This is a genomic window from Microbacterium sp. Z6_144 (assembly GCF_057197625.1).
The window spans coordinates 41,172-66,883 of record NZ_JBXVPT010000001.1 but is presented as its reverse complement, the minus strand read 5'-3'; the positions used below and the strand labels follow the sequence as shown (position 1 = coordinate 66,883).

The 25,712-nt window shown below is 69.6% G+C and carries 25 protein-coding genes; 11 read left to right on the top strand and 14 right to left on the bottom strand.

Translation table 11 applies throughout. The features are described 5' to 3' along the window. Positions 1 to 41: 41 nt before the first annotated feature. Together AC2DGY_RS00345 and AC2DGY_RS00340 are read right to left on the bottom strand one after the other, a co-directional pair. Positions 42 to 1,064: an autoinducer 2 ABC transporter substrate-binding protein gene (locus tag AC2DGY_RS00345; protein ID WP_484507709.1), complete on the bottom strand. Its 1,023-nt coding sequence runs from the start codon at positions 1,062 to 1,064 to the stop codon at positions 42 to 44. Between the two features lie 108 nt (positions 1,065 to 1,172). Next, the gene (locus AC2DGY_RS00340; RefSeq protein WP_484507708.1) at positions 1,173 to 1,736 is read right to left on the bottom strand and encodes a phosphoheptose isomerase family protein; all 564 of its coding nucleotides are present in this window, start codon (positions 1,734 to 1,736) and stop codon (positions 1,173 to 1,175) included. A 150-nt stretch (positions 1,737 to 1,886) separates the two neighbouring features. Here AC2DGY_RS00340 and AC2DGY_RS00335 point away from each other — a divergent pair, with 150 nt between their 5' ends. Then, the gene (locus tag AC2DGY_RS00335; protein WP_484507707.1) at positions 1,887 to 2,837 is read left to right on the top strand and encodes a sugar-binding transcriptional regulator; all 951 of its coding nucleotides are present in this window, start codon (positions 1,887 to 1,889) and stop codon (positions 2,835 to 2,837) included. Positions 2,838 to 2,978: 141 nt separating this feature from the next. Here the strand turns inward: AC2DGY_RS00335 and AC2DGY_RS00330 are convergent, their stop codons facing one another. Genes AC2DGY_RS00330 through dnaK form a run of 4 tightly spaced genes read right to left on the bottom strand, consistent with a single transcriptional unit; the run spans position 2,979 to position 7,003 of the window. Continuing rightward, complete coding sequence (locus AC2DGY_RS00330) at positions 2,979 to 3,437, bottom strand: heat shock protein transcriptional repressor HspR (RefSeq protein WP_484507706.1); 459 nt, start codon at positions 3,435 to 3,437, stop codon at positions 2,979 to 2,981. A gap of 21 nt (positions 3,438 to 3,458) precedes the next feature. Further along, positions 3,459 to 4,451 (bottom strand): DnaJ C-terminal domain-containing protein, encoded by a 993-nt coding sequence (locus tag AC2DGY_RS00325; protein ID WP_484507705.1) that lies wholly within the window; start codon positions 4,449 to 4,451, stop codon positions 3,459 to 3,461. Positions 4,452 to 4,459: 8 nt separating this feature from the next. Next, positions 4,460 to 5,128, bottom strand: coding sequence for a nucleotide exchange factor GrpE (locus AC2DGY_RS00320; protein ID WP_484507704.1), 669 nt, complete (start codon positions 5,126 to 5,128; stop codon positions 4,460 to 4,462). A 9-nt stretch (positions 5,129 to 5,137) separates the two neighbouring features. Beyond that, the gene (dnaK, locus tag AC2DGY_RS00315) at positions 5,138 to 7,003 is read right to left on the bottom strand and encodes a molecular chaperone DnaK (protein WP_484507703.1); all 1,866 of its coding nucleotides are present in this window, start codon (positions 7,001 to 7,003) and stop codon (positions 5,138 to 5,140) included. A 335-nt stretch (positions 7,004 to 7,338) separates the two neighbouring features. Between dnaK and AC2DGY_RS00310 the strand changes: the two genes are divergently transcribed. From AC2DGY_RS00310 to AC2DGY_RS00275, 8 genes are all read left to right on the top strand, one after another. After that, positions 7,339 to 7,713 carry a type II secretion system protein gene (locus AC2DGY_RS00310; RefSeq protein ID WP_484507702.1) on the top strand — a complete coding sequence of 125 codons (375 nt, stop codon included), beginning with the start codon at positions 7,339 to 7,341 and terminating at the stop codon, positions 7,711 to 7,713. Positions 7,714 to 7,795: 82 nt separating this feature from the next. Beyond that, entirely contained in the window at positions 7,796 to 8,224 is a 429-nt protein-coding gene (locus AC2DGY_RS00305) for a type IV pilus modification PilV family protein (RefSeq protein ID WP_484507701.1), read from the top strand. Next, on the top strand, positions 8,221 to 8,865 hold the full coding sequence (locus AC2DGY_RS00300) for a PulJ/GspJ family protein (protein ID WP_484507700.1): 645 nt from the start codon (positions 8,221 to 8,223) through the stop codon (positions 8,863 to 8,865). The genes AC2DGY_RS00305 and AC2DGY_RS00300 overlap by 4 nt, the downstream gene beginning before the upstream one ends. Continuing rightward, positions 8,862 to 10,472, top strand: coding sequence for a hypothetical protein (locus tag AC2DGY_RS00295; protein ID WP_484507699.1), 1,611 nt, complete (start codon positions 8,862 to 8,864; stop codon positions 10,470 to 10,472). Before AC2DGY_RS00300 ends, AC2DGY_RS00295 begins: the two co-directional genes overlap by 4 nt. Next, positions 10,469 to 11,371 carry a prepilin peptidase gene (locus AC2DGY_RS00290; protein ID WP_484507698.1) on the top strand — a complete coding sequence of 301 codons (903 nt, stop codon included), beginning with the start codon at positions 10,469 to 10,471 and terminating at the stop codon, positions 11,369 to 11,371. Before AC2DGY_RS00295 ends, AC2DGY_RS00290 begins: the two co-directional genes overlap by 4 nt. A 13-nt stretch (positions 11,372 to 11,384) precedes the next feature. Beyond that, complete coding sequence (gene pilM, locus AC2DGY_RS00285; RefSeq protein WP_484507697.1) at positions 11,385 to 12,473, top strand: type IV pilus biogenesis protein PilM; 1,089 nt, start codon at positions 11,385 to 11,387, stop codon at positions 12,471 to 12,473. Continuing rightward, positions 12,470 to 13,120 (top strand): hypothetical protein, encoded by a 651-nt coding sequence (locus AC2DGY_RS00280; RefSeq protein ID WP_484507696.1) that lies wholly within the window; start codon positions 12,470 to 12,472, stop codon positions 13,118 to 13,120. Before pilM ends, AC2DGY_RS00280 begins: the two co-directional genes overlap by 4 nt. 2 nt (positions 13,121 to 13,122) lie before the next feature. Further along, positions 13,123 to 13,797, top strand: a complete 675-nt coding sequence (locus AC2DGY_RS00275) for a hypothetical protein (protein ID WP_484507695.1) — start codon at positions 13,123 to 13,125, stop codon at positions 13,795 to 13,797. A 19-nt stretch (positions 13,798 to 13,816) separates the two neighbouring features. Here the strand turns inward: AC2DGY_RS00275 and AC2DGY_RS00270 are convergent, their stop codons facing one another. The 3 genes from AC2DGY_RS00270 to AC2DGY_RS00260 are packed head-to-tail and all read right to left on the bottom strand — an operon-like array spanning position 13,817 to position 17,979. Beyond that, a complete protein-coding gene (locus tag AC2DGY_RS00270; RefSeq protein WP_484507694.1) occupies positions 13,817 to 15,046 on the bottom strand; it encodes a type II secretion system F family protein in 1,230 nt (409 codons plus the stop codon). A gap of 1 nt (position 15,047) precedes the next feature. Further along, complete coding sequence (locus AC2DGY_RS00265) at positions 15,048 to 16,328, bottom strand: type IV pilus twitching motility protein PilT (protein ID WP_484507693.1); 1,281 nt, start codon at positions 16,326 to 16,328, stop codon at positions 15,048 to 15,050. After that, positions 16,315 to 17,979 carry a GspE/PulE family protein gene (locus AC2DGY_RS00260; protein ID WP_484507692.1) on the bottom strand — a complete coding sequence of 555 codons (1,665 nt, stop codon included), beginning with the start codon at positions 17,977 to 17,979 and terminating at the stop codon, positions 16,315 to 16,317. Before AC2DGY_RS00260 ends, AC2DGY_RS00265 begins: the two co-directional genes overlap by 14 nt. A 281-nt stretch (positions 17,980 to 18,260) precedes the next feature. Between AC2DGY_RS00260 and AC2DGY_RS00255 the strand changes: the two genes are divergently transcribed. Further along, positions 18,261 to 19,058 carry a response regulator transcription factor gene (locus tag AC2DGY_RS00255; RefSeq protein ID WP_484507691.1) on the top strand — a complete coding sequence of 266 codons (798 nt, stop codon included), beginning with the start codon at positions 18,261 to 18,263 and terminating at the stop codon, positions 19,056 to 19,058. 107 nt (positions 19,059 to 19,165) lie between these two features. Further along, positions 19,166 to 20,524 (top strand): MFS transporter, encoded by a 1,359-nt coding sequence (locus AC2DGY_RS00250; protein ID WP_484509953.1) that lies wholly within the window; start codon positions 19,166 to 19,168, stop codon positions 20,522 to 20,524. Positions 20,525 to 20,531: 7 nt separating this feature from the next. On the opposite strand, the gene AC2DGY_RS00245 is transcribed toward AC2DGY_RS00250, so the two are convergent. The 5 genes from AC2DGY_RS00245 to AC2DGY_RS00225 form a co-directional block, all read right to left on the bottom strand. Further along, positions 20,532 to 21,551 carry a zinc-dependent alcohol dehydrogenase gene (locus tag AC2DGY_RS00245; RefSeq protein WP_484507690.1) on the bottom strand — a complete coding sequence of 340 codons (1,020 nt, stop codon included), beginning with the start codon at positions 21,549 to 21,551 and terminating at the stop codon, positions 20,532 to 20,534. Positions 21,552 to 21,704: 153 nt separating this feature from the next. Continuing rightward, positions 21,705 to 22,424, bottom strand: coding sequence for a copper homeostasis protein CutC (locus tag AC2DGY_RS00240; protein WP_484507689.1), 720 nt, complete (start codon positions 22,422 to 22,424; stop codon positions 21,705 to 21,707). Beyond that, a complete protein-coding gene (locus AC2DGY_RS00235) occupies positions 22,421 to 23,317 on the bottom strand; it encodes a carbohydrate ABC transporter permease (RefSeq protein WP_484507688.1) in 897 nt (298 codons plus the stop codon). The genes AC2DGY_RS00240 and AC2DGY_RS00235 overlap by 4 nt, the downstream gene beginning before the upstream one ends. A gap of 2 nt (positions 23,318 to 23,319) precedes the next feature. Further along, positions 23,320 to 24,297: a carbohydrate ABC transporter permease gene (locus AC2DGY_RS00230; RefSeq protein WP_484507687.1), complete on the bottom strand. Its 978-nt coding sequence runs from the start codon at positions 24,295 to 24,297 to the stop codon at positions 23,320 to 23,322. A gap of 46 nt (positions 24,298 to 24,343) precedes the next feature. Next, positions 24,344 to 25,588: an extracellular solute-binding protein gene (locus AC2DGY_RS00225; RefSeq protein WP_484507686.1), complete on the bottom strand. Its 1,245-nt coding sequence runs from the start codon at positions 25,586 to 25,588 to the stop codon at positions 24,344 to 24,346. Between the last annotated feature and the right edge of the window lie 124 nt (positions 25,589 to 25,712).

Here is a 25,712-nt window from a genome sequence, read left to right as displayed (position 1 = left end):
CCCTCCGGATGCGGGGCGGCCGAGGCCGCCCCGCAGGCGGCTCAGTAGTCGAAGTCGCCGACGTTCGCGGTGGTGAGGATGAGGGGGTCGCCGAGCAGGAGCTCGCCGGTGTCCTCATTGAAGACGACGGTGCCGATGCGGCCGACCTCGTTCTCGGCGGCGATCTCGCCGCCCGTTGCCAGCGTGTACCCGGCCCAGGCTGCGAGGTAGCCGAGGTTCTCCACGTCCCACAGCACCGACGCGCTCGAGGAGCCGTCCTCCAGGTACGGCGCCATGGAGTTCGGCGTACCGACGCCCGTGGTGAAGATCTTGCCGATGTTGCCGGTCTCCTGGACGGCGCGGGCGACCCCGGGGGCCGTCGGCGTGCACATTCCGACCAGCCCGGTGAGGTCGGGGTGCGCGTTGATCAGATCCTTCGCCATGGACACGGCCTTGGTCTCATCCTCGTCCGCGTAGACCACGTCGACGATGGTCGCGTCGGGGTATTCCGCCGCGACGTACTCCTCGAGCTCAGCGATCCAGGAATTGAGGTTCGCCGCCGTCTTTCCGCACGAGACGATGGCCAGCTCGCCGGTTCCGCCCATGGGAGTCAACACCTGCTCAGCCAGCGCGTGACCGATCGCCTCGGAGGACGCCTGGTTGACGAACACCGACCGCACCGAGTCGGGCGCGTCGGTGTCGACCGTGCCGACTGCCACATCCCGCTCGCTGGCCTCCTTGAGGACCGGACCCATGGAGTCGGGGTCGTTCGGCGCGACCACGATGGCGTTCGCGCCCTGCTGCACGAGCGAGCGGACGACATCGGCCTGCGCGGCCGGGTCGGCGGCAGTGGGACCGGTGAAGTTGGAGGTGAATCCGAACTCACTCGCGGCATCCTCCGCGCCGCGCTTGAGTGCGTCGGCGAAGGGGACGCCCTGGATCTTGGGGACGATCGCGACGGTGACGTTATCGGAGGCATCGGACGAGTCGGAGGCGGTCGTGCCCGCACCACCGGCGCAGCCGGTGAGGGCGAGCGCCGAGACGACGGCGAGACCGCAGAGCGTCTTTGCACTAAAGCGAGTCATTGTGGGTTTCCTTTCGAGGCGCGGTTGCGCTGCGGGCGCAGCGAAACCTGCGGGGCATTGCCCCGCGGATCGGGTGGTGAGAGGGATAGCGCGGACGGGGCGGCAGGTCTACTCGAGATTGGTGTGCCGTAACCGCGCCGCTTCCGGCGCTTGGTTCAGCAGCGCGCTCAACCGGGCGGCGACCACGTCGTAGAAGAAGAGCTGCACGACTTCGAACACGCTGCCCATGAGGAGGGCACTCGACGGCACCTCGAGGTCTTCGTTCATCGTCGGCCCGGGGAGCGCGATCACGGTGTCGGCGAGCGCCGCGCTGGCGCCGTCGGGGTTGGCGGTGACCAGGAGGTTGCGGGCGCCCGCGTCACGAGCGATGTTCTGCAGGGCCTGGATCGTCCCGAAGTGTCCGGGGCCGGCACTCACCACGAGGAGGTCGCCCTCCCGCACGGGAGGAGCCGTCATGTCACCGAGCACATGCGCATCGAAGCCCAGATGCATGAGGCGCATGGTGAGTGCGCGCATCATCAGGCCCTCGCGACCGACGCCGTGCAGCACGATCGTGCGCGCGCCTCGAAGCTCATCGATGAGGGCGTCATAGGTCGACTCCGGCACCTGGGCGAGGAGATCGCCGACCTCCGAAACGGCGCGGGCCGCGGTGTCTTGCGATGCAGTGCTCATGGAGTGGTCCCTCTCAGGCGTCGTCGCCTCTGATCGTCATCGATTTGCACATATGAGCATGCAGCACGCTCATATGAGTACATTAGGGGAGAGCGCAATCGAACGCAAAACGCGCGCACTAACCTGATGCAGGAGCGAGGGGGTCGGCACGTGAAGGAGCATTCACCGGAGAACACCGACCGCGCGCTGGTTGCTGCGGTCGCTCGGCGGTTCTTCCTCGAGGACGCGAGCAAGGTGGAAATCGCCCAGGAGTTCAACCTCAGCCGATTCAAGGTCGCGCGGCTTCTCGAGCTTGCCCGCGAACTCGGGGTAGTCCGAATCGAGATCGATGACGCCGGCGTGGTGATTCCCGACCTTTCGCGCCGACTGGCCGACCATCTCGGCCTCCATCACGCGACGGTGGTGGAAGCGCACGGCACACCGGACGATGTGCGGAAACAGATCGGCGGGGCGGCGGCCGATCACCTGCAGCGGACGCTGCGCACCGGTGACACGCTCGGGGTCAGCTGGGGCCGCACGATCCGCGCCATGGCCGACAGCCTCCCGGCCCTCCCCAAGGTGTCCGTGGTCCAGCTCACCGGGACCGTCGGGGCAGAACTCTCCGATTCCCCCATCGAGATGGTTCGGATGGTTGCGCTGAACTCCGGGGGGTCCGCCCACTCGATCTTCACCCCGATGGTGGTCGACGATGCGAGGACCGCAGCCGCCCTTCGGGCCCAGCGCGACGTCGCGCTCGTGCTCGAACGGATGAACACGCTCGACGCGGCCGTACTCGCCCTGGGGTCCTGGTCTCCTCCCGAGTCGCAACTGCGCGAGACCGTGCCGGAGGAGATCCGCGTGGACCTCGAGCGTCGCGGTGTGGTGGCCGAGGTCGGCGGGCTTCTCATCGACGACGACGGCCGAGTGATCGCCAAGGAGTTCACTGAGCGCTGCATCGCCATCACGGAGGAACAGTTGCGGGCCACCACGCGCGTCATCCTCGTCGGCGGCGGGGCCAAGAAGGCACGCGCTGCGCGAGCGGTCACCCGGTCGGGCCTGCTGACCGAGATCGTGACGGACCGAGCCCTCGCGGAGGCGATCCTCGGCGGCGACCGTCCCTGATCCCCCCCTCCCGCGGGCCGCGAATGCACGGGTTCCTGTCGAGCGCACGACCTTCCGACGCGGTTTACCCGTCCGTTCGGCGGGAAGCCGTTCACTCGCGGGCTGTGAGCGACCCGCGGTCGCCGCATCGCCGCGGCGGCCTCAGTCGGCGGCGGGCGGCTGGGCGTCGGAAGAGGGATGCCTCGGGCGCCACAGCACCACGTCGGTGGCCCGCCGCACCCGCACACCGTGACGCAGCGGCACGACCGCGCCCGTCGAACCGGCGGCGAACACGCGCGCGCCGGGGCGCGTCTGCCGCTCGAGCAGCAGCTGCCGCTCGAGGTCGGAGACGCGGCGGTGCAGATCGTGCACCTGCTGCTCGAGGGTGAGCAGGCGCGCGATGGCGGGGAGGCTCATGCCCTCGCCCGAGAGGCGGGCGACCTCGCGCAGCTGCTGCACGTGCCGCGTCGAGTACCGCCGCGACCCGCCCTGCGTGCGGGCGGGAACGACGAGACCGATGCGGTCGTACTGCCTCAGCGTCTGCGGGTGCATGTTCGACAGTTCGGCCGCCACGGCGATCGCGAAGATCGGCGTGTCCTCGTCGATCTCTTTCTCAGCCATTCGTCGTCACCGCTCCGCGCGTCAGCCGCGAGCTTTGGCCATGAGGTCGGCCCGCGGGTTCTCCCGGGGCTCGAGTTCGGAGAATCGCTCCAGCGCCTCACGGGCAGCGTCGTCGAGGTGCGACGGCACCACCACCTGAACCTCGGCGAGGAGGTCACCGGTGCCCTTGGTCGTGTGGACCCCGCGACCCTTGACGCGGAGCACCCGCCCCGACGGCGTGCCGGGGGCCACGCGCAGCTTCACCGGGTCTCCGCCCAGCGTGGGCACCTCGATGGTCGCGCCCAGCGCGGCCTCGGTGAAGGTCACCGGAACCGTCACCCTCAGGTTCAGCCCCTCGCGGGTGAACACCGGATGCGGCCGCACAGCGACCTGCACGACGATGTCGCCGGCCTCGCCGCCGTCGGGAGACGGACGGCCGCGACCGCGGAGCCGGATCTTCTGCCCGTCGGAGACGCCCGCAGGGATCTTCACCTTGAACGGCTTGCCGTCCTCGCCCTGCAGCGAGATGGTCTCGCCCTTGGTCGCGGTGACGAAGTCGATCGTGGTGCGCGCGGTCACGTCGGCGCCGCGCTGCGGGCCGCCGAAGCCACGGAAGCCTCCACTGGTCTGCCCGAACCGCCCGGAGCCGAAACTCCCGCCGCCCTGGTCGAACATCGTGAAGAAGTCGTCGAATCCGGCGTCGCTCGCGCGGGAGCGGGTTCCGCGCCCCTGCCCGAACGCGCTGAAGACGTCCTCGAAGCCGCCGGTGTTGCCACCCGCCGCTGTGAAGCGGGCACCTGACCCCATCGCCCGGATCTGGTCGTACTCGGCGCGCTGTTCGGGATCGTTCAGCACGGCGTACGCCTCGCTGATGTCCTTGAACGTCGCCTCTGCCTTCGCATCCCCCGGGTTGGAATCCGGGTGATACTTCCGGGCGAGCTTGCGATAGGTCTTCTTCAGGTCGGCTGCGCTGACGTCCTTATCGACGCCGAGGACCTTGTAGAAGTCCTTGTCGAACCAATCCTGACTCGCCATACCTTCTCCTACTCGGCCGGGACGGCGACGACGACCTTCGCGGGTCGCAACTCCACAGAGCCCAGGCGGTAGCCGAGTTCGACCACCTCGAGGATCGTCGGCACGGTCGTACCCGGTGTGGGCGCTTGGAAGATGGCCTCGTGCTGCTGCGGGTCGAACGGCTCGCCCGCCTCCCCGTAAGACACGACGCCCAGGCGCTCGGCCACCGCGCGGACCTTCTCGCCGATCGCCCCGAACGGCGTCCCGGCTTCGATGTCGCCGTGCTTCGCGGCGCGGTCGAGGTCATCCAGCACGGGGACCAGGCCCTTGGCGGCCTCGCCCTTGGCGCGCTCGATTTCCCGTTCGCGCTGGTCCTCCGTGCGACGGCGGTAGTTCGCGTACTCCGCCTGCAGACGCTTGAGGTCGCTGAGAAGAGTCGACTCGCGCTCGTCGATGGACGTTCCCTGACCACCCTCGAGCGGCTGGTCCTCCGCGGCGGCTTCAGCGGTCTGCTGAGCACCGAGGATGTCGTCGATGGTGAAGTCTTCTTGCCCTTCCGCCTCGCCCGACGGCGCGGGGCCGGATGCCGCGTCGGGCTGTGCACCCGAGGCATCCGACCCCGTCGTCTCGTCAGGAGCGGCGCCTGAGCCCTGAGCCTCGTTCGGTTCAGGGAACGTTGCGTCGTCCTTGTCTGCCATAACTCCTACCTATTTCTTCTCGTCTTCGTCGTCGACGACTTCGGCGTCGATCACGTCTTCCTCGGGGTTGGGCGTGGTGCCGTCTCCCGGGGTGCCGGCCGGCGCCTCCTCCGAGGCGGTCGGCTGCTGCGACGAGGCGTAGATGGCCTCGCCGATCGCGCTCTGACTCTGGCTCAGCTTGTCGAACGCCGTCTTCACGGCGTCGTCATCCTCGCCGGCGAGCGCCGACTTGAGAGCGTCGACATCGGCCTGCACCGACGTCTTGACCTCGGCGGGCAGCTTGTCGTCGTTGTCCTTGAGGAGCTTGTCCACCGAGTACGACAGGGTCTCGGCCTGGTTGCGGGTCTCGGCCGACTCGCGACGCTTCTTGTCCTCGGCAGCGTGCTCCTCGGCCTCGCGCACCATCCGCTCGATGTCGTCCTTGGCCAGCGACGAGCCGCCGGTGATCGTCATCGACTGCTCCTTGCCGGTGCCCTTGTCCTTCGCCGACACGTGGACGATGCCGTTCGCGTCGATGTCGAAGGTGACCTCGACCTGCGGGATGCCGCGGGGGGCCGGGGCGATGCCGGTCAGCTCGAACGTGCCGAGCGGCTTGTTGTCGCGGGTGAACTCGCGCTCGCCCTGGAAGACCTGGATCGCGACCGACGGCTGGTTGTCGTCGGCGGTCGTGAAGGTCTCGCTCCGCTTGGTCGGGATGGCGGTGTTGCGCTCGATGAGCTTCGTCATGATGCCGCCCTTGGTCTCGATACCGAGGCTCAGGGGGGTGACATCGATGAGGAGGACGTCCTTGCGCTCGCCCTTCAGCACGCCGGCCTGAAGCGCGGCGCCGACAGCGACGACCTCATCCGGGTTGACGCCCTTGTTGGCCTCCTTGCCGGCCTCGCGCTTGACGAGTTCGGCGACGGCGGGCATACGCGTCGAGCCGCCCACGAGGACGACGTGCGCGATGTCTTCGACCTTGACGCCGGCCTCGCGGATGACGTCTTCGAACGGCTTCTTCGTGCGGTCGAGCAGGTCCTTCGTGAGGTCCTCGAACTTCGCGCGCGTGATGGTCTCGCTCAGCGACACCGGACCGGATTCGGTCAGCGACAGGTACGGCAGGTTGACGCTGGTGGACGTGGAGCTGGACAGCTCCTTCTTCGCCTGCTCAGCAGCCTCCTTGAGGCGCTGCAGCGCGATCTTGTCGCCGGAGACGTCGACACCGGTGGTGTCCTTGAACTGCTTGATGAAGTACTCGACGAGACGCTGGTCCCAGTCGTCACCACCGAGGCGGTTGTCACCGGCGGTGGAGCGCACCTGGATCGTGGAGAAGTCGTCGTCCTTGCCCACCTCGAGGAGCGACACGTCGAACGTTCCGCCACCGAGGTCGAAGACGAGGATAAGCTCGTCCTCCTTGCCCTTGTCCAGGCCGTACGCGAGTGCGGCGGCGGTGGGCTCGTTGATGATGCGGAGGACGTTCAGGCCGGCGATCTCGCCGGCTTCCTTGGTGGCCTGGCGCTCGGCGTCGTTGAAGTACGCCGGCACCGTGATGACGGCGTCGGTGACCGCGTCACCCAGGTACTCCTCGGCGTCGCGCTTGAGCTTCTGGAGGATGCGCGCGGAGATCTCCTGCGGCGTCCACTTCTTGCCGTCGACGTCGAACGTCCACGTGGTGCCCATGTGGCGCTTGACGCTGGAGACGGTGCGGTCGACGTTGGTGACGGCCTGGCGCTTGGCCGTCTCACCGACGAGGACCTCGCCGTCCTTCGTGAATGCGACGACCGAGGGGGTCGTGCGGAAACCCTCGGCGTTCGCGATGACCTTCGGCTCGCCGCCTTCGAGGACGCTCACGACCGAGTTGGTCGTACCGAGGTCGATTCCCACTGCACGGGGCATATGTGTTCTCTCCTTCTTATGAACCGCCGGATGCGGCGGCTCGTGGTGGTGAAATCTTGGTGCGGCTCCTCGACGGTACGGGGTGACCCCGGGGGGCGTCGATGGGTTGAGCCGCGATGACTCAAGGTTACCGGGCACCGCCGAGGCATGTCAAATGAACTTGATATGAACCGGCTCAACTTCGTCGCACGCGTCAGCGACATTCGACCTGAGGCAACGCTGAGGAACGACTGACCGGAGGGTATCGGCGACCTGAGGTGCTGCCGTCATGGTGGGAAGAGCGGGAGACCGACCTCTCGCACCCGGAATCTCGCCCCAGCATCGGAGAACCCCCAATGAAGAATTACCTGGACGCCCTCAAGCGTCGCAAAGAGGAGACCGGCGAGTCCGGCTTCTCGCTCATCGAGCTCATCGTCGTCGTCGTGATCCTCGGCATCCTCGCCGCGATCGCGGTGCCCGTGTTCATGGGCCTGCAGGCCCAGGCTGAGCAGAGCAGCGTGGACACCGCAGCTGCCAACGGTGCCTCGCAGGTGGCAGCGCAGCTGGCCCAGGGCGAGCCCGCCTCCGTCGCCAACCTAACGGTCGAGAACGGCATCGAAGTAGAGGTCACGGGTTCCACCCTCGAGAACTACTGCGTCACCGCGACGAAGGGTGACGTCGAGGGACAGTCGGGCCCCTGCCCCGACGCTCCCGGCGGGACAGACGGCTAACGCCCAATCGCCCCCCGGCCGGGCCGACGCCCCAGACGTCGGCCCGGCCGTTCCTCATCCCCCTCCCCGAAGGACGCAGCGCATGCGCGGCGAACACCGTGTTCCCGACCTCGACGACGGCATCGGCCTCGTCGAGGTCGTGATCGCGATGCTGCTGTTCGCCGTGATCGCCATGGCAATCCTGCCGCTGGCCCTCCAGGCGACGAAGCTGAGCGCGGGCAACCGCGACGCCGTCGCCGCCGATGCCTTCGCCTCCGGCCAACTCGCCGGCGTCCGGGCGCTTTTCCCCGATGAGTCCGCCAACTCGTGCGCCGAGGTGCGGAGCGCTGCCCGCACCGCTGTCCCCGACCCCGCCGCCTCCGGCCTGGTCGCCGACCTCTCCCCGGCCGCGTGCCCGTCGGCCTACCCCGCGGCCCTCACCGTCACGGCCGTCGTGCGCGACCCCGACGCATCCGACCCGACCGCCGCCGTGGTCACGATGGCGACCAAGATCGTGGTGACCGCGCCGTGACCGCCCCCTCCGAGCCGCTCGACGCCGACGCCGGCCTCACCCTCGTCGAGCTGCTCATCACCGTCTTCGTGAGCGCCGTGCTGCTCGGGGTCGTGGCGACGATCTTCGTGACCACTCTGCAGGCCAACGCCGCCACGCGCGATCGCGACCTCGCCACGGGCCGGGTCCAGGCGATCAGCACCTCGCTCACCACGAGCGTGCGCAACGCCTCCGCGGTCTCGGTGACGGCGACCGCGGGCGGGGGCACCGTCGTCCGGGCGCGCGTGGCCACCGGCGCCTCGGGCTGGGAATGCCGAGCCTGGGCTGTCGTCGATCTCCAGACCTGGGATGCGGCCGGCCGCCGCGCCGGTGCGGACGGGCGGTTCGAGGTGCGCACGCGCACCTACCCGGGCCTCGCCGCCACGGCGGCCGTCCCCGCCCCTGCCGCGACATGGGGCGTGTTGGCCGAAAATGCCCGGCCCGCCACCAACGCCGCGGGGTCGCCTCAGCCGTACTTCACCGTCGACGGGAGCCGCCTGTCGTGGAATCTCACGATCGCCGCCGCCGAGCAGCCCCAGCTGAACGAGCGGAGCCTCGCCTCGGTGGCCGGCTCCGCCGTCGCGCGGGCGCACCAGAACGGAGCGCCGATCCGATGCTGGTGAGCCGCCCCGCCCGTCAGGCTCCGGTGGACGATGACCGCGGCGCCGCCCTCATCTCGGTGATCGTGATCGCCCTGGTGCTGGGACTTCTCACCGTCACCCTCTCGGCCGCCGTCGTCAACACCACCCGCAGCGCGGCCGGCGTCCGCGGAAGTCTCCAGGCCCAGGCCGCCGCCGACGCGGGGATGGCCGCGGCCGTCGCCGCCGCCAAGACCGGCGACGTGTGCGCCACCGCCGTTCCCGCCGGGTCCCTTCCCGGGAACGGCGGTGGGGCGAACTACACCGCGACCGTCGTGTGCAACGGCGCCCGCACGACGGCGACCCTGACCGCGACGGGCACGGCGGCCGGAGCATCCGCCACCGTCCGCACCGTGTACTCCCTCGTCGCCGAGACAGCCGAGGTGGTCGACCCGTCCCTCACGCCGGTGGGGCTGGTGCTGTACGAGGGCTCGACCATGGGGCAGGTTACGCTCCTCGCTCACGGCAGCAACGAACCCCAGCTCGTGTCGGTGAAGGGCCCCTTCGGCTGCCGCCTCGGCATCCCCGGCAACCTCATCGTCGGCGGCGATGTGACCTCCTCCGACGGCTGCAACGTCACCGGCGACATCTACGCCGGAGGAACAGTCACCTTCAACGGCGGCGCCACCACGGTCGCCGGCGACATCACCGCCGCCGGTACGGGGACCTCCCGCATCAACAGCAGCATCGGAGGCGCGGCCGGCTCTCCCCTGTCGACCGTGCGCGTCGGCGGTGCGCTCGACCTGCTGTGGAGCGGGGCACGCATGCACGCCGACGTGATCGCCCGCGGAGCCGTCACGGTCAACAACCGTGTCGTGGAGGGGAAGCTGACCCTCCCGACCGGTCAGACACCCTCCATCAACGGCGGACGCGTCGAGGGCGGCGTCATCCAGAGCGGCGCGATACCCGCCGTTCCGCCGCCGACGCTGCCCGGCTGGTTCGATTACGCGTACAAATCCTCGGACTGGCCGGGCGCCGCCGTCATCACCCTGCGGAACGTCTCCGACATGAGCACCACGTCGTGCCGGTACTTCAACGAGAACAACGGCACGTTCGCCAACCAGGGCTGGAAAGACCTCGCCAACTACACCGGCACCGTCGTCGTCGACGCGCGCGCGTGCGCCCAGCTGACCTCCAACGCCGGCGGCAACCCGTCACCGGTGCTCAAGGCCTCGCACGTCGTGCTCCTGGCGAAGAAGTACAACACCACCGGTCTGACGATGAAGTCGGCCGCCGGGGCCCAGCCTCGGGTCTGGTTCATCACCGAAGACACCGTCGACGACGATAAACCCAGCTGCCCGGCCGGCGCGACGGCGACGAACTTCGACACGAACGGCGCCAACCTCGACGGCGTGCGCTCGCTCATCTACACGCCCTGCCGGCTGTCGGTGTCGGGCGGCGGCGTGCTGCTCGGCTCGCTCTACACGAACGGCTTCAACTCCGGCGGCCAGATCACGATCAAGGGGGAGCTCATGAGCCTTCCGGGCATGCCGGCACCGGACGGCGGCTACGGCGGCACCCCGGTCGTCGTGGAGACGGGCGACTACACCCTCGGCGCCGTCGTGTCGCGCCGGGATGTGGGGACACCGTGACCTCCGCGCCCCTCCTCGTCTTCGTCGCCGTGGTCGCGGGCGTCTTCGGTCTCGTGATCGGGTCGTTCCTCAACGTCGTGGCGTACCGCGTGCCCGCCGGCGTCTCGCTGCTGCGCGAGAGCCGCTGCCCGGCCTGCGACGCTCCGGTGCGGTGGTGGCAGAACGTGCCGCTGCTGTCGTGGCTCGCGCTGCGCGGGCGCTGCGCCTCGTGCGCCACCGCCATCCCCGTGCGCTACCCGCTGGTCGAGCTCGCGACCGGCGTCGTCTTCGCCGGGGTGGCCGCGTGGTGGGCCGCATCGACCGGTCTGCTCGGCGGGACGCCGCCGACGCCGAACGCCGGTGCGGATGTGCTGGGCGTGCTGGCCGGGGCGCAGCCCTTCGCCGGGCCGGTCACCGCCCAGCTGGGCGTGCTCGCGGCGTACCTCTGGTTCGCCGCCGCCGGGATCGTCCTCACCGCCATCGACCTCGACACTCGTCGCCTCCCCCACGCGATCACCTCCACGACGCTCGTGGTCTGCGCCGGCTTCCTCACCGTCGCGTGCGTGCTCGGCGCGGACGGCTGGGCATTCGCCCGCGCCGTGATCGGCGCCGGCGCGCTCTATGCGTTCTACGGGATCCTGCGCCTCGTGCGCCCTGACGGCATGGGCGGGGGCGATGTCCGGCTGGCCGCGGTGGTGGGGCTCATGCTGGCGTGGCTCGGCTGGTGGCCGCTGCTGATCGGGGCGTTCGCCGCGTTCGTGCTCGGCGGCGTGTTCGGCATCGCCCTGCTGATCGGGCGTCGGGCCGGCCGGCGCTCGGCCCTCCCCTTCGGCCCGTGGATCGTCGCCGGTGCGTGGGTCGGCCTCTTCGCCGGCGACGTGCTCGGGCAGTCGTACGCATCCCTGTACCCGGCGCTGTGAGGGAGGCGAGCTGATGGCGAAGACCCAGGTGGCGGTGGAGATCACCGAGACGAGCGTGCGCGCTGTGGAGGTGACCGTTGGGCGTGCGCCCCGGCTGGTGGCCGCCGGGGAGGTGGCACTCCCGCCCGGAGCGGCGAAGGACTCGGAGATCCTTGACCGTGACGCCGTCGCCGTCGCGCTGCAGCGCCTCTGGGCCGACGCCGGAATCTCCACCCGTGACGTCGTGCTGGGCGTGGGGAACCGCCGCATCCTCGTCCGAGAGCACTCCACGCAACTGACCAACCCTGTGCAGATCCGCCAGTCGCTGCCCTTCGAGGTGCAAGACCGGCTGCCCGTGCCCGTCGATCAGGCCGTGCTCGACTTCGTGCCCACGAGGCAGGACGAGCGAGGAGTGCACGGCCTGCTCGTGGCGGCCGTCGCCGAGCACATGGAGGAACTCGTCGGGGCTCTCGTCCAGGCGAAACTCCGCGCGACATCGATCGACCTCGTCGCCTTCGGCTACTCCCGGGCGCTGGCCGCCCTCGCCCCGCCCGGGCGCACCGGCCTGTTCCTGGGCATCGGGGAGCACACGACCCACATCGTGATCGCGACCGACGGCATCCCCCGCTTCGTCCGCGTGGTGCCGATCGACATCGTCGCTCCCGTAGTGGATGCTCCGCCCCCGGGAGGCGCGGAGTTCGCCGTGCACGCACCGACCACCGCCGGCGAGGGCATCACGGTGGTCTCACGGGCCACGCTCCGACGCCAACGCACGGGCGTCGCAGAGCCGCCGGCGCCCGCCGTCGCGCCGGAGCCCGCAGGCCACGTGGCGCTGCATCCCGACGTGCAGGCGGCGCTGATCGACCTCGTCGGCCGACTGAAGGGCACCGTGAGCTTCTACCGCGACCGTCCAGAGTCGGTGCCGATCGACAGCACCTGGGTCGCGGGCGCCCACGCCGCCCACCCGCGCCTCCTCGAGGCCGTGGCACGGGTCATGGGAACCCCGGTCACGCCCGTGACCGCCACAGACCTCGTCGGCCCCGCCGGATCGTTCGCGCTCCCGGCCGCGGCCGGGGCACGGCTGGCCGGCACCGTGTCGCTTCTGCTGGGAGGAATCCGATGAGCCTGCTCACCTCGCGTGCCCCGGTCCTGCCCCTGGGCGCCCTCCCCCGCGTCGACCTCCTTCCGCCCTCGGAGATGCGCCGCCGCGACATGATCTCGCGGGCGCGCACGTGGGTGCACATCGGCATCGCCGCCCTCGCCGTGGCCGCCCTCGCCGTGGGTGGCGCGTTCGCGTACAACATGGCGGCATCCCTGCGCCTGGCCGCCGAGCAGGCGCGCACGCAGCACATCCTCAGCGGCATCGCGGAGCTGTCGGAGGTCAGCCGCGCGCTGTCCACCCGCAGCGCTCTGGAGTCGATGCGCACGGAGTCGATGGCCGGCGATCTCGCCTGGGAACCGGTGATCGACCTCATCGCCGATCACCTTCCGGCGGGGGTCGTCATCACCGAGTACGCGCTGGACGCGGGGCCCGTGCCGGCGGCGGGCTCCGACCCGGCCACGGCCACCGGCGTCTCGGGAACCGTCACGTTCACCAGCCCCGCGGCGGTCGACTTCGTCGCGGCCACGCGGGACCTGCGTTCGGCGACGGGGATGCGTGCGGCCGACCTGGCCGGACTGACGTCGGCGGAGGGCGTCTTCACCTATACGGTGCGGGTCGACCTCGACCAGGCGGCCTACACGGGGGCCTTCGCCCCGGAGTCGGAGTGACGGTGAACAAGCAACTGGTCAACCTCATCGGTGCGCTCGCGTCCCTGGGGATCCTGGGGCTCGGCATCGCCGTGTTCGCCCTGCCCCTGTTCTCCGCAGCCGGAGCGACCGCCGCATCCGCCGACGACGTTGCCCGGCAGAACGCCACTCAGCAGCTCGTGCTCGACACCCTCACCGCCCAGTCCGCCGACATGACGGAGCTGGATGACGCGGTCTCCGAGCTGCGCGCCGAGATCCCCGAAGCCGCGCACCTCGACGACATCCTGCTCCTGGCGGTGCAGGCGGCCGGGAACAACGGCGGCGCCGTGACGTCGCTGACCCCTGCCACCGCCGAGGCGTTCACCCCGCGCATCACCCCGGTCGAGGAAGGCGCAAGTCCTCCTGCGGCAAGCGGCACGGACACCACGGCGGAGCCGAGCGCAGCTCCGGAGGAATCCACGGACGAATCGGCGACCGGAGGAGACGCGGCGGACGGTGCGGCTCCGGCTCCCGATTCCCCGCAGCAGATCGCCGTGACGGTGGTCGTCGAGGCTCCGGATGTCTCGGCCGCCACGCGCATCGTCGACGCCCTGCGTGACGGCCCGCGGCTGGTCGCCGTGACGCAGGCGTCCGTGACCACGCCGACCGAGGGCGGCGTCTCGCTGACGGTGACGCTCCTCGCCTTCTACCGGCCCTGACGTCCCCGAGGGCTGGACGCTACTGCTGTCCGAGCTGGTCGTACATGGTGAACATCGGCATGTAGAGCGCCACCACCATGCCGCCGATGAGGATGCCGAGCACCGTCATCATGATCGGCTCCATCATGCTCGTCAGCTGCTCGGACGCCGCATTGACCTCGGTCTCGTAGAAGTCGGCGATGCTCTCGAGCATGTCGGGAAGCGACCCCGATTCCTCCCCCACCGAGACCATCTGCGCGACCAGGGGCGGGAAGACGGCCGCCTTGGCCAGCGGGGCCGAGAACGACCGGCCCAGGCGCACGGAGTCGCGCACGCCCTGCAGGGCGTCTTCCACCGCCTTGTTGTTGGCGGCGCGGCCGACGAGCTCCAGCGCCTGCATGAGCGGGACACCCGCCTTCAGCATCATCGAGAGGTTCCGCGCGAACCGTGCCACGGCGATTTTGGTCACCAGGGCGCCGAAGATGGGCATCCGGAGGCGGAACGGGTCGACCACGCCACGGAAGCGGTCGGTGTTCTTGACCCGCTGGTACCAGAGGCTCCCTCCGACGACGAGCACGGCGAGGAGCGGCAGGATCCAGGCCATGTTGGCCGACAGCGTCACGAGGATCTGCGTCGGAAGGGGCAGCGCTCCGCCCATGCTGGCGAACATCGCCTCGAAGATGGGCACCACGAACGTGATCATGGCGATCACGCCGACGATGGCGATCACCAGCACGATGATCGGGTACGTCATCGCCGACTTGATCTTCTGCTGCAGGTCCACGTCGGCCCGGTACGCCCGGGCGATGGCGTCGAGCGACTCCGCGAGGAAACCCCCGGTCTCGCCCACGCTGACCAGGCTCACCATGAGCGGCGGGAAGACACGGGGATGCTCGGCCAGGGCGGCCGAGAACGACCGGCCCGACTCGATGTCGACCTGCACCGCTCCCAGCGCCGAGGCGAGCTTCTTGTTCTCGGTCTGGTCGGCGATGATCGCGAGCGCCCGCATGAGGGGGAGCCCGGCGTGGATGAGGCCGGCGAACTGCTTCGCGAACACCGCGAGGTCTTTCGTGGCGACGCGCTTCTCCAACCCGGGAATGGAGATGTCGCGATTGAGCCCGGACTTCGACATGGGCACGATGCTCAGCGGCGAGAGACCCTGAGCGCGCAGCTTCGCCACCACGGCGCTCTCGCTGGCGGCCTCGACGGTGCCCTTGGCCTCCGCCCCTGCCAGGGTGACAGCCCGCCACTGATATTCCTCGAGCGGCATATCAGAGGGCCCAGTCGCCGGATGACGCGGCGGGGGTGGCGGGCGGCTGGGCCGCACCCGCCGCGAGCCAGGCCTCCGCATCCAGATCCCGCGGCCGCACGCGCACATCGTCGAGGGTGTGCGCGTCGGTGAGGTAATGCCGTGCGGTCGATGCGGCCAGCTCGCCGTCGGCGACCAAGCGCTTCAGCGACTGATCGAGGGTGTGCATCCCGTGGGCGTCGCCGGCCTGCATGGCGTTGTACAGCTGGGCGATCTGGTTCTCGCGGATGAGGTTGGCGACAGCCGGGGTGGAGACGAGCACCTCCGTGGCGATCACCCGGCCGCCGCCCTGCGCCTTCGGCAGCAGCGTCTGGCTGATGACGCCCTGCAGGGTGTCGCCGAGCTGGCTGCGCACCTGATTCTGCTGATGGGCGGGGAAGGCGTCCACGATGCGGTTGATGCTCTTCGCCGCGCCCTGGGTATGCAGGGTCGAGAGCACGAGGTGGCCGGTCTCGGCCGCGGTCAGCGCGGTGGAGATCGACTCGGGGTCGCGCAGCTCCCCGATGAGGATGACATCGGGGTCCTGCCGCAGCACCCGGCGGAGCGCCTCCGCGAACGACCGGGTGTCGGAGCCGACCTCCCGCTGGTGGATGAGCGATCGGCGGCTGCTGTGCACGAACTCGATGGGGTCTTCCACGGTCACCACGTGCGCGGGGAGCGTCGTGTTGATGATGTCGATCATCGCGGTGAGGGTGGTCGACTTGCCCGAACCGGTCGGGCCGGTAACGAGCACCAGTCCGCGGGGGCGAAGCGCGAGATCACGGGCGATGTCCGGTGCGCCCAGCTCGTCGAGGGTGAACGCACGCGAGGCGATGAGGCGGAAGGCCGCGGCGACCTGACCGAGCTGCCGATAGACGTTCACGCGGAAACGCCCCACGCCCGCCACCTGGTACGACAGGTCGACCTCGCCCGACGCACGGTAGTCCTCGCGGTGGGTCGGGCCCATCGTGTCCAGGAGCTCGTCCAGCAGCACCGCCGACGAGATGGGGTGGGGGAATCCGGCGACCGGCATCAGGTCGCCGTCCAGCCGCTGCAGCGCCGGGGCGTCGGCGGAGAAGTGGATGTCGGATGCCCCGGCATCCGCCGCCGAGCGGAGGATGGCGTCGAGCAGTTGACCCGTCGTGTCTTCCGGTGGGACGCCGAAGCTCGTCCCGGCCGGCGTCCCGGCCGGGGCGAGCACGCCGCCCGCCGGCAGCTCCGCCGCCTCCGCGGCCGCCCGCATCCGCATCTCAGACCGTGACACGCAGCACCTCCTCGATCGTGGTGAGTCCTTCGAGCACCTTCGCCCAGCCGTCGGCACGCAGTGTCGTCATGCCCTGGGCGAGGGCGAGTTCGCGCAGCTCGCTGCCGGTGGCGTTGCGCACGACGAGCGCCTCGAGTTCGTCGGTCATCGCCATGACCTCGTGCACCCCCACCCGTCCGCGATACCCGGTGCCCGAGCACGCCGGGCACCCGCCGGCGCGATAGAGCACCGGGGGGTCGCTGGGGTCATGCGGCACCCCCAGGCGGACGAGCACGTCGGCGTCTTCGCGGTAGGGCTGCCGGCAGGTCGGGCACAGCTGTCGCGCCAGGCGCTGCGCGACGACGGCCGACAGCGCCGTGGCCACGAGGTACGGCTCGGCCCCGATCTCCGTCAGGCGCGAGATCGCTCCGGGCGCATCGTTGGTGTGCAGGGTGGAGAGCACGAGGTGGCCGGTCAGCGCCGCCTCGATCGAGATGATGGCGGTCTCCGTGTCGCGGATCTCGCCGACGAGGACGATATCGGGATCGGCGCGGAGGATGCTCCGCAGCGCCGACTGGAACGTCAGCCCGGCCTTCGCGTTCACCTGCACCTGGTTGATGCCGGCCATGCGGTACTCGACCGGATCTTCCACGGTGATCACGTTGACGGTGGCGTTCGCCACCTCCCGCAGAGCCGTGTACAGGGTGGTGGACTTCCCCGATCCGGTGGGCCCGGTCACCAGCACCATCCCGTGGGGGCGCGTGATGGCCCCGCGGAAACGCCCGAGATTGGCCCGTCCCATCCGCAGATCGCCCAGGGACAGGCTCACGCCGGTGTTGTCGAGGATGCGGAGGACGAGCTTCTCCCCCCACACCGTCGGCAGGGTGGCCACCCGCAGGTCGATCTTGCGCCCGTTGTGCGTCACCGACAGGCGTCCGTCCTGCGGCCGACGGCGCTCGGCGATGTCGATGGACGCCATGATCTTCAGGCGCGAGATGACGCCGTCCTGGATGTTGCGGTCGGCCCGCTGCATCTCGTGCAGTACGCCGTCGATGCGGTAGCGCACCGTGAGGTGGGCCTCGCCGGGCTCGACGTGGATGTCGCTTGCCCGGTCGTCGATCGCCTGGGTGATGAGCAGATTGACGAAGCGCACGATGGGGGCGTCGCTGTCCTGCCCCTCGATGCTCTCGGCGGCCGCCGCCTGCGTCGCGGCGCTCTCCTGCAGGGTCGCGGAGAGATCGGACAGCTCTTCATCCGATCTCACGTATCGCTGAAACGCCATCTGCAGGGCATCGGCGGCGACGACCACCGGCTCCACGTGCAGGTCGGTGAGGGTGGCGACGTCATCCAGCGCGATGATGTCGGTCGGGTCGACCATCCCCAGGACGATGCGGTCGCCCCGGCGCTCGAGCGGGAGCACCTGGTACTTGCGGCAGAGGCTCCCGGGCACGAGCCCCACCACGGCCGGATCGAGCTGCGAGGTTCCGATGTCGACGAAGCGATGGCCCGTGTGCCGCGCGATCGCCTCGCTGAGCTGCGCCGGAGTCACGATGCCGCGGGCGACGAGCTGGCGCAGGAACTCATCGGTCTCGCCGAGTTCGCTCAGCAGGCCGCTGAGGTGGGCTGCCCGGGTGGCGCCGGTCAGCACGAGGGTCTGCGCGATACCCCGCATGTCCGATCACCCCCGTCGACGTGCTCAGAGCTGGGGCCGCTCCCACGTCTTCCGCGTGATGCGAAGACGGCACAACGCTACGTCCCGCCATCCGCGTCTGCGCTGCCGGAGGGCGGATGCTGAGCTGATGCTGGCCGTCCTGAGCAAAAACTGAGCAACGAATCAGTGCGAAAGCTATGAGGATTCTGAGAAGGATGGGAATTATGAGAAAGTGCTCATAAAGAGTGCCCCGCTCTCCCAGACGTCGTCCCACCCCAGCGCCGCCGAAAGACACGACCCCGATGCGCCCGATCGCAGCCCACCCGCTCCACGACCCCTACGCGCGGTCGGCCGTCGTCATCGACCCCGACGCCGCGCACGCCGAGCGACTGGCCGCATCGCTCCGGCAGCAGGGCTTCACGGTGCACACGGCGCGTGACGGCTTCACGGGGCTGGAAGCCGCGCGACGCTACCGTCCCGACCTGACGACGGTCGATGTCAACCTGCCCGGCATCGACGGTTTCGAGACCGTTCGTCGCCTGCGCGCGTTCTCGGACGGCTTCGTACTGATGATCACCGCAGACGACACCGAGTCGGCGGTGGTCGAGGGCTTTCGCGCCGGCGCCGACGACTACATCGTCAAGCCGTACGGCCCTCACGCTCTCCGTGCCCGCATCGACGCCCTCCTCCGCCGATCGCGGTCGTTCGCGAGCGCCGCCCGCCCTGAGGACGAATCCTCCTGGCTCGAGCAGGGCCCGTTGCGGCTGCATCCCGGTTCGCGACGCGTCGAAGTCGACGGTGCCGAGTGCGAGCTGACCCGCTCCGAATTCGAGCTCCTGTTCACGCTCATGCGCGCGAAGGACCAGGTGTTCAGCAAGGCCTCTCTCGCACTCATGCTGCGCGAGGCCAACGGCCTGCTCGGTCAGCACATCACCACGCACGACCGCCACGCGGTCGAGGTGCACATCATGAACCTGCGACGCAAGCTCGGCGACGACCCGCGTACCCCGCAGTGGATCGAGACGGTGCGCGGCTTCGGCTACCGCCTCGCGCCCGCTTCGGCGGCAGCGCCCGTGATGCTGCGCGCCACCGCCGGCTGACCACAACGGCGGGCGCAACCGGATAATCTGAGCAGGCGGCAGCGGCGCCGCCGCCTCCCTCCGGGTCGGCAACCGGACGTTCACCGAAGGGGCCCACCGTGGCAGACATGGACTCTCCCGACCCCCGGACGAATCCCCGCGTGCCGGGCCCCAGCCCGACTGACGCACAGGCCGCGGACTCCACCGAGACCGCGCCCACGAGCACCCGTCGCCGCGTTGTCGTGGCCTGGGGACTGTGGGACTGGGGCTCGGCGTCGTTCAACGCGGTCGTGACGACGTTCGTGTTCACGGTCTATCTGGTCGGCGACAGTTTCGGCCCCTCGGGTGTCGTGGAAGCACAGCTCGGTTACGCACTTGCGGCGGCGGGCCTGCTCGTCGCCGTGCTCGCCCCGGTGACCGGACAACGCTCCGATACCTCGGGGCGGCGCAAGCTGTGGCTCGCGGTCAACACCTACATCGTCGTGGCGCTGACGGCCGCCATGGTGTTCGTCGCACCCGACCCGTCGTTCCTCTGGCTGGGGCTTCTGCTGGTGGCCGCCGGCAATATCTTCTTCGAGTTCGCCGGCGTCAATTACAACGCGATGCTGTCGCAGGTCTCCACCCCGAGCTCCATCGGTCGCGTCAGCGGCTTCGGCTGGGGCATGGGGTACCTCGGCGGTATCGTCCTGCTGCTCATCGTGTACTTCGGCTTCATCCAGGGCCTCTTCGGCGTTCCCGACGAGGACGGCTGGCCCGTTCGCATCGCGATGCTCGTCTCGGCGGCGTGGTTCGGGATCTTCGCTCTGCCGGTGTTGTTCGCCGTTCCCGAGTACCGGGGCGCCGGCGCGCGGCGGGAGCGCGTGGGCTTCTTCGCCTCCTACGGCCGGCTCGGACGGGACATCGCGCGGCTGTGGCGCGAATCGCGACAGACCGTGTGGTTCCTGCTGGCCAGCGCCGTGTTCCGGGACGGCCTGGCGGGGGTATTCACGTTCGGCGGCGTGCTCGCAGCATCCGTCTTCGGCTTCTCCGCCGGAGAGGTCATCATCTTCGCCATCGCCGCGAACGTCGTCGCCGGGATCTCGACGATCGCGGTCGGCGTGCTCGACGACCGGCTCGGCGCCAAGCCCGTGATCGTCACGGCGCTGATCGGGCTGGTCGTGGCCGGGATGCTGGTGTTCCTCCTGCACGACGGAGGCCCCATCGTCTTCTGGACCGCCGGCCTTGCGCTGTGCCTGTTCGTCGGTCCTGCGCAGTCGGCGTCGCGCACCTTCCTCGCCCGGATCATCCCGCCCGGGCGCGAGGGTGAGGTGTTCGGCCTTTACGCCACCACCGGCCGGGCCGTGTCCTTCCTCGCGCCGACCCTTTTCGCGCTGTTCGTCTCCCTCTCCGGTGAGGCGTACTTCGGCATCCTCGGAATCGTCGTCGTCCTGGCCGCGGGGCTCCTGCTGCTGCTGCCTGTGCGCGCTCAGCAGGACGTGATCCGCTGACGCGCGGCTATCCGCCCGCGATCTCGAACACGAGGCGGGCCGGAACGGTGCCCTTCAGCACCTCGTCCATCGCCTCGGCCGCGTCATCGAGGCGCCGGGTCTGGGCGATCACGGTGGTTCGGCCGAGAGCGTGCAACCGGAAGACCTCCCGGAGGTCCTGCCGCGTGCCGACGATCGACCCGATGATCGAGATGCCGCCGAGGACCGTGTCGAAGACGGGGACCGACAGCGTCATGTCGGCGGGCAGCGAGACCAGCACCATCCGCCCGCCTCTGTTGAGGCTGCGGAAGGACTGATCGAACACCGACGTCGCGACCGCGAGGACGAGCGACACGTCGGCACCGCCGAGGGCGCGAATGGCTTCGACCGGGTCTTGCGTCGCGGCGTTCACCACGTGGTCGGCGCCCAGCTCTTTCGCCAGCCGCAGTTTCTCCTCGCTGACGTCGACGGCGATGACCTCCGCCCCGACCAGACGCGCGTACTGGATCGCGAGGTGACCGAGACCGCCGATACCGACGATCGCCACCCGCTCGGACGGGACGATCCGTGCCGCCTTGATCGCCGCATAGGTGGTGACACCGGCGCACGACAGCGGCGCCGCATCGAGCGAGGTGACCTCATCGGGAACCGGGACGGCGAAACGTGCGTCCGCGACGGCGTACTCGGCGTAAGCGCCGTCGATCGAGTAGCCGGTGTTCTGCTGTGTCTCGCAGAGGTTCTCGCGGCCGGTTTCGCAGTAGCGGCACGACCCGCACGCGCTCCCCAGCCACGCCAGCGCCACGCGCTGCCCGATCGGCGGCTCCGTCACTCCCGGCCCGTGCTTGTCCACCAGGCCGATGCCCTCATGGCCGGGGGTGAACGGCGGGGTGGGCTTGACGGGCCAGTCGCCGTGGGCGGCGTGGATGTCGGTATGGCACAGGCCGCAGGTCTCGATCCGGACGAGCACCTGCCCGGGCCCGGGCTCCGGGATGGGGATGTCCTCGACGGCGATGGGTGCGGTGAAGGATGAGACGACTCCGGCCTGCATGGCGGTTCTCCTGACATCGTCGGCACGGCGATCTGTCGAGCGCCACCCCAGTGTGCGCCGCTCCGGGCCGGGGCAGAGGAGTCTTTGGTCCCGATCCCTCGGACGCCGGCGCTCGCCCGGATTCGCTCGGTCTCGCCGCGCAGCGTCAGGACGTCAGCGGCTGGTGCGGGCGAGGTCGACCGCTTCGCGGAGGGCAGCGGCCGCCTGCGGGTCGACCACGGCGTCGGCGGCCACGACGCCGCGGGTGGCCGATCGGGCGGAGGCGTGCACAGCATCCACTCCGGCGCCGAGGAGGACGGGCACGTGAGCGGCGGTCACCCCGCCGCCCGCCATGATCTCGATGCGACCGCCCGCGTGCGCGGCCAGGCGGTGCAACCGGTGGGACGCCGTGGCCGCGACGGCCGCACCGCCGGAGGTCAGCACGCGAGCCACTCCGAGGTCGACGAGGGTGTCGAGAGCGGCGCGGCGCCGTGGCAGCGTGTCGAAGGCGCGGTGGAAGGTCACCGTCGCCGCACCCGCCGCATCCTTCAGCGCACGCACCAGCGCCACATCCACCGCCCCGTCGCGCACGCCGCCCACCACGACGCCGGCTGCCCCGGCCCGCACCGCGAGCGCCACGTCACGGCGCATGACCTCGAGCGCGTCGGCGTCGTACTCGAAGCCGCCGGCGTGCGGGCGCACGAGCACGTGCACCGGGATTCCCACCGCGACCGTGCGCTCGATCGCGGCGATCGACGGGGTCACCCCGTGCACGGCCAGTGCGGCGCACAGCTCGATCCGGTCGGCACCCGTCCGTGCGGCCACGACCGCGGACGCCGGTCCCTCGACGGCGAGCTCGAGCGACACCAGCCGCCGCGTGCCGGCCGTCGTCACTTCACGCTGCCGGCCGTCAGCCCGCCGACGAGCCGCTTCTCGATGAGCATGAACAGGATCACCACCGGCAGGATGGCCACGATCGACAGACCGAACACGTAGTGCCAGCTCGTCTCGTACTGCCCCACGAACTTCGTCAGGGCCACCGACAGCGGCTGGTTGCCGGCCGTGGAGAGGATCACGAGCGACGCGGCGAACTCGTTCCAGCAGGCGACGAACGTGAACACGATCGCCGTGACGATCCCGGGCCACACCAGGGGCAGGTTGATGCGGAAGAGCACCGTCAGCCGGCTGGCGCCGTCGATCTGCGCGGCCTCGTCGATCTCCTTCGGGATGCCGGCGAAGAACGAGTGCATGATCCACACCCCGAACGACAGGTTGAACGCGGCGTTGATGAAGATCATCGCCGCCCACGTGTCGATGAGACCGAGCGTGGCGAACTGTCGGAACAGACCCGACGTCAGCACGGCCGGCTGCAGCATCTGCGTGACGATCACCAGGAAGAGGAACGTCATGCGGAACGGGAAGCGGAACCGCGCCGTGTAGTAGGCCGCGGGCATGGCGACCAGCAGCACGAGCAGCGTCGCGACCACGGCGATCACGACGGTGGAGACGAGGTTCTGCAGCAGCGGGGTCTCGGGGGTCGACCACATCGTGATGTAGTTCTCCCAGTGCCACTCCGTGGGGAAGTAGGTGGGCTCCACCGAGCGGATCTGCGCCTTCGTCTTCACCGAGCCGAAGAACATGATCGTGTACGGGAGGATGAAGAACAGCAGCACGATCACTCCGGCGAGCATGCGCAGCAGCACCCGACCCATCGGCACCTGGTCGGCGGTGTACCGGCGCGTGCGGGGCGGCGTGATCGCTTCGAAAGCGGGGGCGGTGACGGCCATCGTCACACCTCCCGCATGGGCTTGACGACCCGGACATAGATCGCCACGATCGCGATCACGATCACGAAGGCCACGACCGACAGGGCGCTGGCGACATCGACCTTCTGCTGGTTCTGGATGTACTTGAAGATCATCGTCATGATCGTGTCGGCGTCGTAGCCGGGGATCGAGTCGGTCATCACTCGGAGGATCGGGAGCGAGTTGAATACGTTGATGATGTTGATCAGCACGGCCACCGACAGGGCGCCGCGCAGCTGAGGCAGCACGACCGAGAAGTAGGTGCGCGCGGGGCCGGCGCCGTCGATCTTCGCGGCCTCGATCGCGTCGCCCGGCACGGTCGCGAGGCCGGCGAGGATCGTGTACGTGGTGAACGGCAGCGAGACGAAGATGGCCACGGCGATCGACCACAGGAACGCCGTCCCCGGGTTGCGCGTCCATCCGTAGCCCTCGGGCGTGGAGACCAGCCCCACGTCGACGAGGAAGGTGTTGATGATGCCGAAGTACGGTTCGAGCCCGTAGTAGACGACCATCGTCGTCATCACGACCGACGCCGCCCACGGGATGATGACGACGAGCCGCACGATCCGGCGGCCGGGGAACGCCTTGTCGAGCACCTGTGCGATGACCAGCGACAGCAGCACGGTGATGGTCACCACGGCCACGACCCATACGAGGGTGCGCCCGAGGATCGGCCAGAAGTGGGGGAAAGAGAAGACCTCGACGTAGTTGTCCAGGCCGGCGGAACCCCTGTCCACGCCCGACACCGAGATGTCCCGCGTGGAGTTGAAGAACATCACCCCCGCCGGAAAGAGCACGACGCCGAAGATCAGGATGAGCGCGGGTCCGATCCACGGCAGCGCTGCGAGCACCTCGCGCCATCCCGGGGCGCGACTGCTTCTGATCGGACGGTCGGGGGCGTGGCGGGGACGGCGTGCGACCGTCCCCGCCGGGCTCGACGACCTCTGCATCGTGGTACTCATCCCTCGGATCACCGTGCCTTGTCGTCGCCGCCGCCACGTGCCGGGATCAGCCCGCGGCGTCGACCTGCGCCTGGATCTCGGCCAGCACGTCCTGGGCGGGCATGGTCTGGATCTGTCCGAACAGCGCCTTGAACGCCGCATCCGCCGCCGACCACTGCGGGTTGGTGGTCGGAGAGAACTGCGCGTCGGGGAGCACCTCGAGGAACGGCGCGAGCGCCTCCTCGCCGGCGAGCTCCTCGGCACCGGTCTCGGTCACGGGAAGGAAGCCCTCCGCCTGCACCCACGGGACGTAGACATCAGCGGTGTAGAAGTAGTCGAAGAAGGCGGTGATGGCCTCCTGCTTGTCACCGTCGTTCTCGAACGCCATGAGCTGATCCATGACTCCGAGGGTGAAGGGCGAGCCGTCGGCGGTCGGGATGGGGACGATCGAGTAGTTCAGATCGGGATTTTCCTCTTCGATCTGGCCCACTGTCGGGGGCAGACCGACCTGCATGCCGATGCGGCCCTGGATGAAGATGTCCATCAGCGGCGAGCGCTGGGTCGAGCCCGGGTCGGCCTGCGTGGCGCCGGCGTCGATCATGGCCTTGATCTGCTCGGCTCCCGGCAGGTTCGCCGCGTCGTCGACCGTGATCTCCGTCGCATTGCCGAACGAGCCGCCGCCTCCCCACAGCCACACGGCCGCTTCCGCCTGCGCCTCTTCCGAACCCAGCGGCATGCCGTAGCCGGCGATTCCGTTGCCGAGGCCCGACACCCGGGTGGCCGCATCCAGGAGTTCGTCCCAGTTCGTGGGGGCCGCCTCGACGCCCGCCTGCTGAAGCAGGTCGTCGTTCACGAACAACGCGCGGGCGGACGCGATGAGCGGCAGCGCGTACGCGGTGCCGTCGATTTCCGCGTTGGCGACGAACGCGTCCTGGAAGTCGTCGTAGGTCTCCGGCGAGACGACGTCTTCGGCCGCGTAGAGCAGTTCATCGGCCGCGAAGCCGGCGAAGGGGCCGCCGTTGTAGATGTCGGGTGCCTCACCACCCTGGATCTTGGTCGTGATGACCGACTCGAGGTTGTCCCACGACTGCACCTCCAGGTTGACCGAGATGTCGGGATTCTCCTCCTCGAACCCCGTGATCACGTCCTCCCAGAGCGCCTGGGTGTTGTCGGAATAGCTCGGCACGAGCAGATCGAGCGTGGTGCCGCTCGCGTCTCCGCCGCCGGTCGATCCGCCGAAGCCGCACGAGGCGAGCGTCAAGGTGGCCGCGGCCGTAACGGCCACCGCACCGAGTCGGGTGTAGGTCTTCATTGCGCATCCTTCACTGTCGAGTGGTGCGCCGCTGCCCGCGTGTCACGCAACGGCCGGTGTGTGGTAACTGATCGTGTGTACGACTAACAGCCCTGCAACACCCAGCGTCGGTCACAACACCTCG

Bases quoted from the DNA above. Each gene is read 5' to 3' on its own strand.
- AC2DGY_RS00345 (WP_484507709.1), bottom strand. From the start codon at position 1,064: ATGACTCGCTTTAGTGCAAAGACGCTCTGCGGTCTCGCCGTCGTCTCG.
- AC2DGY_RS00340 (WP_484507708.1), bottom strand. From the start codon at position 1,736: ATGAGCACTGCATCGCAAGACACCGCGGCCCGCGCCGTTTCGGAGGTC.
- AC2DGY_RS00330 (WP_484507706.1), bottom strand. From the start codon at position 3,437: ATGGCTGAGAAAGAGATCGACGAGGACACGCCGATCTTCGCGATCGCC.
- AC2DGY_RS00325 (WP_484507705.1), bottom strand. From the start codon at position 4,451: ATGGCGAGTCAGGATTGGTTCGACAAGGACTTCTACAAGGTCCTCGGC.
- AC2DGY_RS00320 (WP_484507704.1), bottom strand. From the start codon at position 5,128: ATGGCAGACAAGGACGACGCAACGTTCCCTGAACCGAACGAGGCTCAG.
- dnaK (WP_484507703.1), bottom strand. From the start codon at position 7,003: ATGCCCCGTGCAGTGGGAATCGACCTCGGTACGACCAACTCGGTCGTG.
- AC2DGY_RS00310 (WP_484507702.1), top strand. From the start codon at position 7,339: ATGAAGAATTACCTGGACGCCCTCAAGCGTCGCAAAGAGGAGACCGGC.
- AC2DGY_RS00305 (WP_484507701.1), top strand. From the start codon at position 7,796: ATGCGCGGCGAACACCGTGTTCCCGACCTCGACGACGGCATCGGCCTC.
- pilM (WP_484507697.1), top strand. From the start codon at position 11,385: ATGGCGAAGACCCAGGTGGCGGTGGAGATCACCGAGACGAGCGTGCGC.
- AC2DGY_RS00280 (WP_484507696.1), top strand. From the start codon at position 12,470: ATGAGCCTGCTCACCTCGCGTGCCCCGGTCCTGCCCCTGGGCGCCCTC.
- AC2DGY_RS00270 (WP_484507694.1), bottom strand. From the start codon at position 15,046: ATGCCGCTCGAGGAATATCAGTGGCGGGCTGTCACCCTGGCAGGGGCG.
- AC2DGY_RS00260 (WP_484507692.1), bottom strand. From the start codon at position 17,979: ATGCGGGGTATCGCGCAGACCCTCGTGCTGACCGGCGCCACCCGGGCA.
- AC2DGY_RS00255 (WP_484507691.1), top strand. From the start codon at position 18,261: ATGCGCCCGATCGCAGCCCACCCGCTCCACGACCCCTACGCGCGGTCG.
- AC2DGY_RS00250 (WP_484509953.1), top strand. From the start codon at position 19,166: ATGGACTCTCCCGACCCCCGGACGAATCCCCGCGTGCCGGGCCCCAGC.
- AC2DGY_RS00245 (WP_484507690.1), bottom strand. From the start codon at position 21,551: ATGCAGGCCGGAGTCGTCTCATCCTTCACCGCACCCATCGCCGTCGAG.
- AC2DGY_RS00235 (WP_484507688.1), bottom strand. From the start codon at position 23,317: ATGGCCGTCACCGCCCCCGCTTTCGAAGCGATCACGCCGCCCCGCACG.
- AC2DGY_RS00230 (WP_484507687.1), bottom strand. From the start codon at position 24,297: ATGAGTACCACGATGCAGAGGTCGTCGAGCCCGGCGGGGACGGTCGCA.
- AC2DGY_RS00225 (WP_484507686.1), bottom strand. From the start codon at position 25,588: ATGAAGACCTACACCCGACTCGGTGCGGTGGCCGTTACGGCCGCGGCC.